The organism is Micromonospora sp. NPDC047812 (assembly GCF_040704175.1).
In the GTDB taxonomy this organism is placed as follows: domain Bacteria; phylum Actinomycetota; class Actinomycetes; order Mycobacteriales; family Micromonosporaceae; genus Micromonospora.
The window spans coordinates 26,574-39,091 of the sequence record NZ_JBEYRY010000014.1 but is presented as its reverse complement, the minus strand read 5'-3'; the positions used below and the strand labels follow the sequence as shown (position 1 = coordinate 39,091).

The window sequence follows — 12,518 nt, the reverse complement described above, 5'->3', positions numbered from 1 at the left end:
CGGGCCGCAGGAGCTGGACGAGGTCGCCGAGCGGCCTAGAAGAAGATCTTGGCAGCGGCGAGGACGCCCTGCTTCCAGGGGTCGCGGCTGGTGCGTCCGGTGGTGGGTCCGTTCTGGTGGGCAGCATCGTGCGACTCCTTGCGCTCCGGCCGGTCGCCGAGGCGGCGCTGTTCGCGCCACCAGGCGTACGTGTCGAGAATGGCGTCCTGGTTGGACTGGAGGGGTTGGAAGCCGAGCCGGTCGCGGGCCTTGTCGATGCTCACGTACGAATCGGCGGTGAGCTTGCTCAGCAGCCGGCCGTAGACCGGGGACAGGCGCACGCGCTCCAGCGTGCGCAGCGCGGCGAGCGCGGGGCGTCCGGGCAGCGGGACGACCCGCCGGCCGTGGCCGGCCGCGTCGAGCACCGCCTGGAAGTCCTCCCGCAGCGTGCCGAACTCGGCGGCGGCGATGTTGTAGGTGTCGTTGGCGACCTCCGGCGGCGCGTCGAGCACCGTTCGGACCGCCGCGACCAGGTCAGCCAGGGCGAGCATCTGGATGCGTACGTCACCCCGGCCCAGCACCGGGAAGTGCCGGCCCTCCTCGGCCCACTCGAACAGCATGGCGAACAGGCCCATCCGGCCCGGGCCGAGGAACGTCTTGGGGCGCAGGACCGGCAGGCACGCCCCGCCCGCGCGCAGCTCGTCGGCGATCTCCTCGGCCGCCGCCTTGGCCGCGCTGTACGTGTCGACCGGCTCGCGGGGGTGCTCCTCGGTGGTCGGCACGACGCGCGGCAGACCGTAGACGGCGGTCGAGGAGATGTGCACGACGCGCGGCACCCCCGCCCGCACCGCGGTGCCGAGCACCGTGCGTGTGCCGTCCACCACGATGGACCTGATCTGCGCCGCCGGATAGCTCGGCAGCGCCGAGGCGCAGTGCACGACGGCGTCCGCGCCCGCCAGCGCCCGGCGCATCAGGGTGGCGTCCCGCACGTCGCCGGCGAAGGCGATGTCGGGCCCGGGGCGCAGGTCCACGGCGCGTACCAGGTCGCCGTCGGCGCGCAGCCGGCGGGCGAGGTGCGAGCCGAGCATCCCAGCGGCGCCGGTGACCACGACCGTCCGGTTCACCACAGGGAACTCACCTTCTCCTTGACGAAGCGGATGGTCAGCCGGCCGAGTCCCTGGTGCAGGGTCTGGTCGAGGGCGTCGATCGCGCGTTCGACGTCCGCCGGGTCGGTCACCAGGCTCGGGGCGAGCACGAGCGGGTTGCGACCGTTGAGCGTGTAGTACGAGTAGATGTCGTGGTCCTGGTAGAGCGCGTTGACGACGGCGCAGGTGACGACCTTGGTCTTGAACTGCGGGTCGCGGGCCATGCCGACCGGGGCCACCTTGGCGAGCAGGTCCAGCAGCCGGGGTCCGCCGTCAAGGAAGACGCCCCACAGCGCGCCGGCGCCGGTCACCTCGCTGACCGCGTCCGGGTGTTGCTTGGCGAGCCGCCGCAGGCCGGGGGCGAGGACCGCCTCCAGATGGCGGGCCCGCGCCGGGTAGTCGTCCTCGACGGCGATGTTGATCGCTTCGAGGGCGGTGGCGCACTCCTCGCCGAAGCCGTAGTAGGTGGTGCTGGTGCTCTGGAGCACCGCGTCGTTGAGGTTGTCGTAGGCCCGGCGGTAGATGGGTTCGCGCGCCACGAACGCGGAGATGGACGACTTGCCGCCGCCGAACGACTTGGACGTGGTGAGGACGTCGGGAACCAGGTCCGGATAGCGCATGAAGTAGAAGAGGGTGCCGGTCTTTCCCCAACCGGTGTAGATCTCGTCGAAGACGAGCACGATCTGGTGCCGGGTGCACAACTCGCGAAGGCCGCGCAGGAACTCCTCGGAGCAGCTCCGCAGGGTGGAGGCGCTGAACGGCTCGATCAGGATCGCGTACACGTCGTCGGGGTGCCGCTGCACCGCGGCCCGGACGGAGTCGAGGTCGCCGTACCGGAAGGTGTCGATGCCGGGAATGGTGGGGAACGGGTAGTGGCTCTGCCCGGTCAGGCCGCCCGAGCCGAGCAGCTTGCCGTGGAAGCTGCTGTCGGCCCGCAGCACCGTGCCGCGCCGGCCCCGGTGGTACTTGTAGGCGAGCTTCACCGCACCCTCGACCGCCTCGGCGCCGGAGTTCGGCAGGAACGACATGTTCAGGTCGCCGGGGAGCACCTGGGCGAGGTTGTGGGACAGCGCCGCGAGGTACGGCGAGAAGTACGTCTTGTGGACCTCCATGCTGCGCCGCTCGGCGAAGCGGCGACGTACGTCGAGGATGCGCGGGTGGTTGTGCCCGTGGTTGAGCACGCCCACCCCGCCGGTCAGATCGAGGATCCGGCGGCCGTCGCGCTGCCAGAGGTAGGCCCCCTCGGCGCGTTCGACGAGTTCGCGACCGAACCCGAACGAGGTCATCAGCGCGACCTGACTCTTGTTGACGTGGCGGCGGTAGAGGTCGTGGACGCGGCCGGTGTCGAGGCCCTCGGCCTCGTCAAGGGTGAACAGCCTGGACATGGTGATCTCCTGAGCGGACGGTGCGGGACAGGGTGACGACGAGCAGGGAGACGGTGACCTCGACCAGGACGCAGACCAGCCGGCTGGCCACCGCCGCCATCCCGGCTGCCGACCAGGGCAGCACGGTGGCGAGGGCGGTGCTGATGGCGACCTCGCGTACGCCCCAGCCGTCGGGTGCGATGATCGAGAGGCTGCCGGCGACGGTCGCCAGGGCGAACGCCCCGATCGACACGGCCGCCGAGGAGCGGGGGTCGGCGCCGAGGAGCACCGCCACGGCCCACAGGTGCAGGCCGGAGACCAGCCAGGACAGCAGGGCGAGACTGACCGCGAGCCGCATCCGGCCGGGCGGCACGGGCGTGACCGACCGCTTCGCCAGCCGGGCGACGCGGGCGATCACCCGGTTGAGCAGCTGCGGTCGGACCAGACACACGGCGAGGCCGGCGACCGGCACGGCGATCCACCAGCCCGGCGTGGCGAGCAGCCCCACCAGCGCCCCGGAGACGATCGTCAGGGCGATGCTGACCACATACGCGGTGACCATCCGCTCGGCCGGCACCCCCGAGCGGCGCCCCAGGTCGACGTGGGTGACCACGCCCCACACCCGGCCGGGCAGATACTTGCCGAGCTGACCGAGGAAGAAGATGCGGCCGGCGGTGAGCCCGCCGATGGGCACCAGCACCCGCCACGCGAGCATGCCGATCAGCAGGCCGGCCAGGTTCGCCGAGACGGCGGCCAGGCACAGCGGCAGTGCGTCGGGCCGGGCCAGGACGGCCAGGGCGGCCGGCCCGTCCCGGCGCAGCGCGAAGCCGAGCCCGGCCAGCGCGGCGAGGACGACCAGCGGGGTGAGCCATCGCCGGCGCAGCACGGTACGCAGTACACCGACCGCGGCGCCCGCCAGCAGCGCGAGGTGCACGAGCAGGCTGACCCCGAGGAAGAACGGCACGAAGCGCGCGCCCTTGTAGCGGGCGACGAGGCGTAGCTGCCCCGGATCCGCGAGCGCGAAGACGGCCAGCAGCAGGGCGGTCAGCGCGGCCACCGGCGGCCGGAGCACCGCGAGCGGTGTCGACGCGGTGGCCGCGGCGACGGCGAGGATGCCCAGCGGCCGGTTAGCGGTGAGGCTCGCCCGGCCCTTGCGCCGCGCGCCGAAGACGGTCCGGGCCAGGAGCTGGGACCGGCGGAACTGCTCGGCGAGCAACGGACCCAGCCGGGACACCTCGTCGTGTGCGGCGACGATGCGCTCGGTCAGCAGGATCCGGGTGATCGGCGCCAACCGTTCGCTGTACTCCAGGTCCTCGGAGTCGCGCAGCGACTCGTCGAACGGGCCGGCGGCCTCGAAGACGGAGCGCCGGATCGCGGCCTGGGCGAAGAACGCGGTCTGCCCGAGCCCCACGGCCCGCCGTCGCCACCAGTACGAGTGCAGCGTCCGGTACCACTCGACCGGCCCGTCGTCGATCAGCGGCTCGGGGGCGATCAGGCCGTGCACACACCCGATCTCGGGGTGCCGGTCGAGGATGTCGACCGCGTTGGCGAGCGCATCCGGGGCCAGTGCCTCGTCGGAGTCGAGGAAGAAGAGCACGTCACCGGTGGCGGCGGCGGCACCGGCGTTGCGCGACACCGAGACCCCGCCGTTGACGGGGTTCTCGATCAGGCGGCACGGGAAGCCGCGGGCGATGTCGCGCGAGTCGTCGGTGCTGCGGTCGTCGACCACGATCACCTCGTCCGGGGGGTGGGTCTGCGCGTAGACGGACTCCAGGCACCTCCGCAGGGTGCGGGCGTAGTTGTGGTTCGGGATGATCACCGAGACGGTGGGGCTCATGGCGGCAAGTGGACCGAGCGCGGATGTCGAGTCGCTGTCGGCCGCGCCCGACCGGCGATAGCGGCGGTGCCGTTCCGATAGCCTCGCGGGGTCCGCTGGCGCCCTCGACCGGGCGCGGCGCGATCGGTCGCGGCCCGTGCGGGTGCGGGTCGACACGACGGGCACGGGGGTGGGCATGGAGACTTCCGCACCAGCACCAGCACGGGTGGGTCGCGGGTCGCGGGTGGTGCGTGGTGCGGCGGCGCTCTGGGTGGCGTTCGCGCTGACACACTGGGCGTTGAACGGTCGCTGGTGGGTGTGGCTGGTGCCCGCCGCGCTACCGCCGCTGCTGTTCGTGGTGGTGCCGCTGGCGCTGGTCGTCGCGGCGGTGGTGGTCCGGCCCCGGCGGCGCTCCGGCGCCGCGCTCGCCGTGCTGGGCCTGCTGCTCGGGCTCCCGTACGGCGGACTCCGTCCCGTGCTCGCGGTCGAGCCCGAACAGCCGGGCATCCGGATCCTGTCGTGGAACACCGAGTTCTGGACCCAGGACAAGGATCCGGACCGGTTCTACCGGTACCTGCACGAGCAGGACGCGGACGTCTACCTGTTGCAGGAGTATCTCGGCTGGGACCTGGCGCGGCCGTTCGACGGTCAGCGGCCGATCGACGACCTGGACCGGCTGCGCGCGGAGTTCCCGGACCACACCGTGGTGCGGCGCGGCGAACTCGTGACGCTGTCCCGCCTGCCGGTGGTCGCCCAGCCGCCGGTGGCACCCGACCCGGCGGCGGCCGGCGACGCCACCACCGACTTCGACACGATCTTCCGTGAGGCGAAGACCCTGCGGACGGACCTGCGCGTCGACGGCTCGGTGGTGTCCTTCTACAACGTCCACATCGCGGTGCAGCTCAAGATGGTCAACCCGGTGTCGGTGGACTTCTGGCGGATGCCGAGGACGGCCGACCCGCAGCGGCGGCGGCAGCTCGCCGGGCTGTGGGCCGACATCTCCGCCAACCCCCGGCCGGTGGTGGTGGCCGGGGACTTCAACACCAGCCCGGCGATGGCCGACCTCGACGGCGCGCCGCGGCGGCTGCGGGACGCCGCCGACCAGCCGTACCCGGCCTCGTGGCCGGCGGGGCTGCCGCTGTGGCGGCTGGACTGGGCGTTCACCAGCGCGCCGCTGCGGGTGGGCGGCTACGACCTGCGGTCTCCCGGCGGGCTGTCCGACCACCGCGCCCAGGTGATCACCCTCGCCGCGCGACGGTGAAGTCGACCGCCCTCCGCAGGGCCGCGTCGCGCTCGCCCGGTTCCTCCTCGGCGCGCAGCCGCTCACCGGCGAACACCCGCGTCAGGTCGTGCAGCAGATATCGCGACAGCCCGTCCGGGGCGAGATACGCCTCGATCAGCCCCGCCTCGATCAGCCGCTCCGCCGCCTCCTCGGCCTCGTCGTGCCCGGTGTCGAGCAACGCGGCGCACAGCGGCACGGTCACGTCGGGCAGCTCGACCAGGGCCAACCGGCGCAGGAGCCGGCGTGCCATGACCGGCAGTCGCCGGTAGCCGAGCGCGAGCCCGGCCCGGACGCTCACCCCGGCGTGTTCCAGCTCGTCGAGACGCTGGCCCTCCTCGCTGAGCCGGCGGACCATCCGGGACAACGGCCAGTGCCGGTGTACGGCGAGCCGCGCGCCGATGATGCGCACCGCCAGCGGCATCTGCCCGGAGAGGGCGACGATGCTGTGCGCGGCAGTGGGCTGGCTACGTACCCGTTCGACGCCGATGATCCGGGTCAGCATGGCGAGCGCCTCGTCGGCCGTGAGCGGCCCGACCTCCACGTGCCGGGCGGGCAGGAGCCCCAGGCGCGCCCGGCTCGTCACGACGACCGCGCAGCCGGCGGAGCCGGGCAGCAGGTCGGCCAGTTGCGACTCCTGCGCCACGTCGTCGAGCAGCACCAGGATCCGGCGACCGGCCAGGCGCGACCGGTAGACGGCGGTGCGCCGCTGTGGATCGTCGGGGATGTCGCCGGGCGGCACGCCCAGCGCCCGCAGGAAGTGCTCGGAGACCTCGGCGGTCACCGCCCGACCCGGTTCGCCGCGCAGGCTCGCGTACAACTGGCCGTCGGGGAAGCTGGCGCTCACCCGGTGCGCGACGCGGACCGCGAGCGCGGTCTTGCCGGCCCCGGAGAGCCCGGTCAACGCGAGGACCGGCACCCCGTCGGTCTCGGCGGTGAGCAACCGTGTGCCCTGCGCGATCTCGGTGGCACGCCCGGTGAAGTCCGGCAGGTCGGTGGGGAGCTGCCGCGGCGGCAACGCATCCTGCGTGCGCAGGATGCGCTGCTCGATCCGCCGCAGCTCCGCCCCCGGCTCCAGGCCGAGCTCCTCGAGCAGGACGGACCTGGCCCGCCGGTACGCCTCCAGCGCCTCGGCCTTCCGCCCGGACTGGGACAGCGCCAGCATCAACTCACCGTGGAAGTTCTCCCGCAGCGGATAGCGGCGGGTCAGCTCCTGCAGCTCGCCCACCAGTTCGTGGTGCCGGCCGAGCTGCCGGTCGAGCCGGATCCGTTCGGCGAGCACGGCCAGCCGCTGCTCCTCGAGTCGGGCCGCCGTCTCGGTCAGCGCCCCGCCGGCCAGGCCGGCCAAAGCCGGGCCGCGCCAGAGGGCCAACGCGGCGCGGAGCCGCCCGGCCGCCTGGGCGTGCCGGCCCGCGACGGCGAGGGCGCGCCCCTCGGCCGCGAGCCGGGCGAAGCGCATCGCGTCGATGTCGTCGGCGGTGAGGTCGAGCAGGTATCCCGGCGACTGGGTGCGCAGGATCGTCCCCTGGTCGTAGCGGGCAAGCGTCCTGCGGACCATGGAGATCGCGGTCTGCACCTGGTTACGGGCGGTGGGCGGCGGTGCGTCGCCCCAGACCGTGTCCACCAGCAGGTCCGTCGAGACGACCCGGTTGACCTGCATGACGAGGGTGGCGAGCACGGTGCGTTGCCGGACGCCGCCGATCGGGATCGCCGTGTCCCCCACGGTCAGCTCCATCGGCCCCAGCACGTTGATGAACACCTGACTCCCCCCGGTCATGTCGCGCCCGGAAACCGGGAAGTGCCCTTCCGCTTCCGACTGGAAAGAGACTTTACTCAAAAAATCCCTAGACAGCGATTCCCGTCGATGAAACGGCCATGAACATCCCGCCTGGTGGACGAGGTCATATTAGAACACGTGTTCGAACGACTGCTGACCGTGAATTCGGCCACGCCGAGGGTGCGGCCGACGGGCGCCCGCCGTACCGGCCGGTCTGCTCGGGCGGTCGTCGCCGCCGGTCGGAACCGCCCGCGTCGCTTAGATGGCATCAAATCTCGCTTGGAGAGGTTGGTCCGATTAGGTGGTGTCGTTGCGCCAGTTTGGAGTGGCTTCCCGGCGTGGCGGGGTACGCGCTCGACGTCGATGCCGAGCCGGGCGCCGTGCGCCCGTACGGCGGCGTTCGTGTCCGAGGAGGACCTGACCCGGCACCGACGATGAGCAGATGGGTGGACGTGGACTGCGGTGGCGCGATGACCGCTCGTGATCAGTCGGTGTCTGGCCTGACTCCTGCGGCGCATCCCCATCCCGGGCGGTACGTCCCGCCGGAACGTCATCAACCAGCAACGCAACGATCCCTCGTGCCACAAAGTCAGGCCCTGAGCGCCACAAGCCGCTCCACTTCGGACCTGGTCAGCCGCTGTTCGGGTGACTCCAGCGCCCGAATTCAGCAGTACGCGCGCACGTGATGAACTGTGCGATAGAAACACAAAGAGGGCCTCGAAAAGGTGAATCGAGGCCTTGACCTGCTCTTTTGCTGTCGGGACGGCCGGAATCGAACCGACGACCCTTGACCCCCGGTTTGCAACGATTCTCACGCCATGCCGGAACAGCTTGATACATCCGCATACCCGGATAGAACGACATCACGCATCACGTCCCAATGCCCTCTCATGTCGGCCACTCCTCCCCCGGCGGGCCCTCGCCGTTACCGGGTCCGTTACGGCGATCGGCCAAGGACCCGCCCTGGCACCCTGAAGGTCCGGGCGTCGTGCGCCGGATGACACGTCACCCACCGAGGGGCGCCCAGGGGCGGAACCCCGGCCGGGCAGGCAGCGGTGGCCCCGAGCGTGGGTAAGTAGTGATGTCGGCAAAACTACTGACGACGCCCCGCACCGGCCGCCGGAAGAATCTCTGCCATCCCGGCGTGGCCCGGGCCTCATCCGACCTCGAAGGGAGGTGACCACATGCCGATCGAACGAGAAGACGACGAGTTCGAGCTCGACGATCTCGACCTCAGCGGCCTGACCGTGACGGTCATGCGCGACACCGTCGCGATCCCCGAGTCCGGGGCGTCCCGGATCAGCGCGTGCGCGGCGTCCTGCTCCTGCTCAATCGTCCCGGACGAGCCGATGCGGTAGGCGTCGCGGAGCGCGAACCGTGCTGCCTGGGTGACGAGGCGACTGTCGCCGGGCCCGGCGACAGTCGCCTTTCCGATCCCCGGACTCGTTCCGACGACCCCAGCCGTTCCCCGACCGGTGAGGCGAGCAGATGTCGACAAGTTCCTGGCAACTCCGCCCCATTGTGCAGGCGACCCGGATCGACGGCGGGCTGCACCTACGGTCCTGGGACACCAGCCTCACCCTGGACGACGCGCCACAACTGTGGCGGCTCTGGCAACTGCTCACCCGGCGCCTCGCGTCCGGCCGGGCCACAGTCGACCTGCACGACCTGTCGCCACGGCCGCCCGTCGCCCGCGCCCTGTACCGGCTGGCCGACCTGCTCCGGGAACACGACCTGCTGGTCCGGGTGCCGGAGCACTGGGCCACCGCCGGGCGTGCCCATGCCCCCGCCGACGCCCGTGGGCCGGATTCGGCTCCTCCCCCCGCCGTCGCCACCTGGCTGGCCTCGGTCGCCGCCGACCCCGCCGCGTCCTGGACCGGCATCTGCCGGGAATCGGTGACCGTCGCGGGCGCGGGGCCCGCTGCCACCGCCGCGATCGGGGCGTTGACCGCCGCCGGGGCCCGGGTCCGGCGGGTCGCGACCCGCATCCACCCACCGCGCGACGCCGGGCACGTCATCCTCGCCGCCGGCGACGGGCGTGCCGTGGCGACCGGGGCCAGCGCCACGGTCGGCTACGTCACCCCCGTCGGCCCGGGCACGCAGCTGCGGTCCCAGGCCGCCCTGATCGCCGAGCGGCTCGGACTCGGCAGCGCGGCGACGGCCCCCGGCGAGCCGGTTGCCGTGGTGGCCGGCGCCTGCGCCGCGCACCGGCTCCTCGGCGCGCTGGCCGAGCTGACCGACCCGGCCGCGCCGACGGCGCTCGTCGTGCGGAGCGACCCGCTGCGCGCCACCGCCCATCCGTGGCCGCCCGGCGTACGGTCACCGGCGGTCGACGCCCCCGACCGGCGGGACGACACCGTCCACGCGGGCCTACCCACCTCCCTCACGGACCCGGAACTCGGTGTGTTGCCGCCGGTGGAGCTCGACGATCTGCCACAACTGCCGGTGGGACTGGCCCGGTGCCGGGTCGGCGGTGTTCCCGGCCCGGCCGGTGGGACGCTCGTCACCGGGCACGGTCCGGACACCTCCACGGCGAGGTTGCACGCCATGCTGGCAGCGGTGGAGCTGCTCAGCGGGTCCACCGGAGGGGCCGCCGTGCTGGCCTGCGGGGTGGACCGCAACCATGCCGAGGGAGTGCTGCTGCGCCGCCTCGCCCGCCGGTCGGTGGCCTCGGCCGGCGTCACGTCGGGCGGGGCTGTCCCCCCGTCGGCGTTCGACGCGCCGGCAGCCCGCCGCTGGTGGCGTACGCTGACCCGCCGCCTCGGCGTCCCGGCGACAGTTCACGTCCGCCGGCTCGCCCCCGGGGCGCAGCTGGCCGTCGTGCGCGGCCCGGGCACGACGGACCCCGATGGGTGGATGGAACTCGGCTGGGCGATCGAGGCTACGGCCCACGACGCGGTCACCTTCGCCGCTCTCGCCGCGGTCGCCACGGTCCGCTGGCGTGCACACCGGCCCGGTCCGCCGTACTCGCACGGCCCCTGCGGAGCGTCGCCACGGGTGAGCGGCTCGACCGCGCCCATGCCCGACGGGTCCGAACGGGAGGCCGCCCTCCGGCGGTCACTGCGGACCCTCGTCGGCGCCCCCGCGGAGCCGACCGTGGTGACGCCGCCGGCTCCGCTGGCCGCCGCCCTGCGTACGGTCGGGCTCGTCGTCCTGCGGGCCGGCGATGACCGGTGACCCTCGGTTGCCCGGGGACGATCAGGACGGTCCCTGGCAGCCGGATCCCGACCTGGCCGGCCACCTCGCCGAGGCGCTGAGGGGGGCGGGGTCGCCGTACCCGGTGCTGGCCGGGGACGACGGGTGGGCCGGTTCCGGGCCGGTGGTGGTGGTGTCGACCCGGTGGAGTCCGGCGATGCTGAGCCGGCTGGCCGACCGGGGCACCGGGGCCGGCGGCACCGTCCTGCCCGTCCGGTTCGACGGCGGTACGGCGCTGGTGGGTCCGCTGGTCGGCGCCGACACTGCCACCTGCCTGCGCTGCCTGGAGGCCGCCAGGCTGGCGGCGCCGGGCGGCCGGACACCGCACGGTGATTCCGAGCTGCGGCTCGGCGGTCTGCCGACGCCGGCCCTGCTGCCCGTGCTCGTCGCGGTGGTCCGGTCGGCGTTGGCCGAGCCGCAGTCCGCCGCCGCGCGGCTCTGGGTCGTCCCGCCCGACGGGAGCGTGTCCGCCCATCCGGTGGCGCCGGTGGGGGTTCGCTGCGAAGGATGCCTCAGCCGGCAGCCCCCGGCTCCACCTGGGACGCCGCTCCCCGGCAGCGGTCAGCCGCCGGCCGACCCGTTGCGGCTGCGCCGGCCAAACCCGGCGACCGACCTGGCGGGACTTCGTCGGGCGCTGCTGGAGCCACGGCTGGGCCACGTCGTTCAGCTGCACCGGCACGAGGGGTACGGGCTACCGGTCAGCACGGCGGTGGTCGCCGGTCCGGCGGTCACCGTGGCGGGCTTCGGCCGGGCGACGACCGCTGCGGAGGCTGACCGGTTGGCGCTCTTCGAAGCGGTGGAACGGCTGGCCGGGTACGCCCCCCACGGGCCCGCCGCCCGGCACTGGGCGCCCTTCGCGGAGCTGGGACCGGAGCGCGCCGTCGATCCCGCGGCCCTCGGTCTGCCCGACCTGCCCAGCTCTCACCACGTCCCGTACGCCCCCGACGTGCCGACGTGGTGGGTGCCGGGGTGGTCGCCCAGTCGGGCGACGTCCGTGGCGGTGCCGGAGCACGCGGCGTACTGGGGTGACCTCGGGCAGCGCCCGTCGGCGACATTCCTGTCGGAGTCCTCCAACGGCTGCGGTCTCGGCAACAGTCTGGAGGAGGCGGCCCTGCACGGCCTGTTCGAGGTGATCGAACGGGACGCCTTCCTGATGGCCTGGTACGCCCGTACGCCGCTGGTGGAGGTCGCGCTCCCCGACGAACTCGACCTGGTCGGGCACCTCGCCGACGATCTGGACCTGCTCGACTACGACCTACGGTTGTTCGACGCGACCACCGACCTGGCCGTGCCGGCGGTCGTCGCGCTGGCGCAGCACCGGATGCCCGCCGCGGGGGCGCCGACGGCGTTCTTCGCGGCCGGCGCCCACCTGGATCCCCTCTCGGCGATCCACTCCGCCGTGGTGGAGCTGGTCGTCAACGTCCACCAGGTGCGCGACGCGTGGCAGGGGGATGCGGCGCGGGCGGACCGCGACCGGCTGCTGCCGATGCTCGACGATGCCGCCTTGGTCCGCCAGATGGACGACCACATGATGCTGCACTGCCTGCCCGAGGCACGGCCGCGCTACGAGTTCCTGCTCGGGGCCGGGCGGACCCGGCCCTGGCGGGAGGTGTGGCCGGGACTGCCCGGCCCCGTCGAGGACCTCGCGGCCCTGTTCGGCGCGCTCTGCGCGGACCTGCACCATCGGGCCGGGGTGGAACCGGTCGTCGTCGACCAGAGCATCCCCGAGCTGCGGCAGGCCCTCGGGTTGCACGCCGCCAAGGTCGTCGTCCCCGGCACCCTGCCGATGACGTTCGGTCACCAGAACCGGCGGACGCGGGGGCTGCCCCGGCTGCTGACTGTGCCGGCGGCGCTGGGCCGCCTGCCCGGGCGGCCCCGCTACGAGGACCTGGCACTGCATCCGCATCCCTTCCCGTGACCGTCCCCCTTCCGGGCCCGACCAAGGGGGTCGGGCCCGGCGTGC

8 protein-coding genes are annotated in these 12,518 nt (G+C 73.3%); 4 read left to right on the top strand and 4 right to left on the bottom strand.

Going from position 1 to position 12,518, the window contains the following annotated elements; all coding sequences use genetic code 11:
• Positions 1–35: 35 nt before the first annotated feature.
• The 3 genes from AB0883_RS28650 to AB0883_RS28640 form a co-directional block, all read right to left on the bottom strand.
• Positions 36–1,106 (bottom strand): NAD-dependent epimerase/dehydratase family protein, encoded by a 1,071-nt coding sequence (locus tag AB0883_RS28650; RefSeq protein ID WP_366644409.1) that lies wholly within the window; start codon positions 1,104–1,106, stop codon positions 36–38.
• Positions 1,100–2,410 (bottom strand): aspartate aminotransferase family protein, encoded by a 1,311-nt coding sequence (locus AB0883_RS28645; RefSeq protein WP_366644480.1) that lies wholly within the window; start codon positions 2,408–2,410, stop codon positions 1,100–1,102. The genes AB0883_RS28650 and AB0883_RS28645 overlap by 7 nt, the downstream gene beginning before the upstream one ends.
• Positions 2,411–2,486: 76 nt before the next feature.
• On the bottom strand, positions 2,487–4,325 hold the full coding sequence (locus AB0883_RS28640; RefSeq protein ID WP_366644408.1) for a glycosyltransferase: 1,839 nt from the start codon (positions 4,323–4,325) through the stop codon (positions 2,487–2,489).
• Between the two features lie 223 nt (positions 4,326–4,548).
• On the opposite strand from AB0883_RS28640, the gene AB0883_RS28635 reads away from it, so the two are divergent.
• Complete coding sequence (locus AB0883_RS28635) at positions 4,549–5,565, top strand: endonuclease/exonuclease/phosphatase family protein (protein ID WP_366644407.1); 1,017 nt, start codon at positions 4,549–4,551, stop codon at positions 5,563–5,565.
• On the opposite strand, the gene AB0883_RS28630 is transcribed toward AB0883_RS28635, so the two are convergent.
• Complete coding sequence (locus tag AB0883_RS28630) at positions 5,543–7,360, bottom strand: BTAD domain-containing putative transcriptional regulator (protein ID WP_366644406.1); 1,818 nt, start codon at positions 7,358–7,360, stop codon at positions 5,543–5,545. The two genes, AB0883_RS28635 and AB0883_RS28630, sit on opposite strands and share 23 nt — an antisense overlap.
• 1,184 nt (positions 7,361–8,544) lie before the next feature.
• Between AB0883_RS28630 and AB0883_RS28625 the strand changes: the two genes are divergently transcribed.
• The 3 genes from AB0883_RS28625 (at position 8,545) to AB0883_RS28615 (ending at position 12,473) form a co-directional block, all read left to right on the top strand.
• A complete protein-coding gene (locus AB0883_RS28625; protein ID WP_366644405.1) occupies positions 8,545–8,718 on the top strand; it encodes a thiazolylpeptide-type bacteriocin in 174 nt (57 codons plus the stop codon).
• 130 nt (positions 8,719–8,848) lie between these two features.
• Positions 8,849–10,537 carry a hypothetical protein gene (locus AB0883_RS28620; RefSeq protein WP_366644404.1) on the top strand — a complete coding sequence of 563 codons (1,689 nt, stop codon included), beginning with the start codon at positions 8,849–8,851 and terminating at the stop codon, positions 10,535–10,537.
• Between the two features lie 7 nt (positions 10,538–10,544).
• Complete coding sequence (locus AB0883_RS28615; RefSeq protein WP_366644403.1) at positions 10,545–12,473, top strand: YcaO-like family protein; 1,929 nt, start codon at positions 10,545–10,547, stop codon at positions 12,471–12,473.
• Positions 12,474–12,518: the final 45 nt, after the last annotated feature.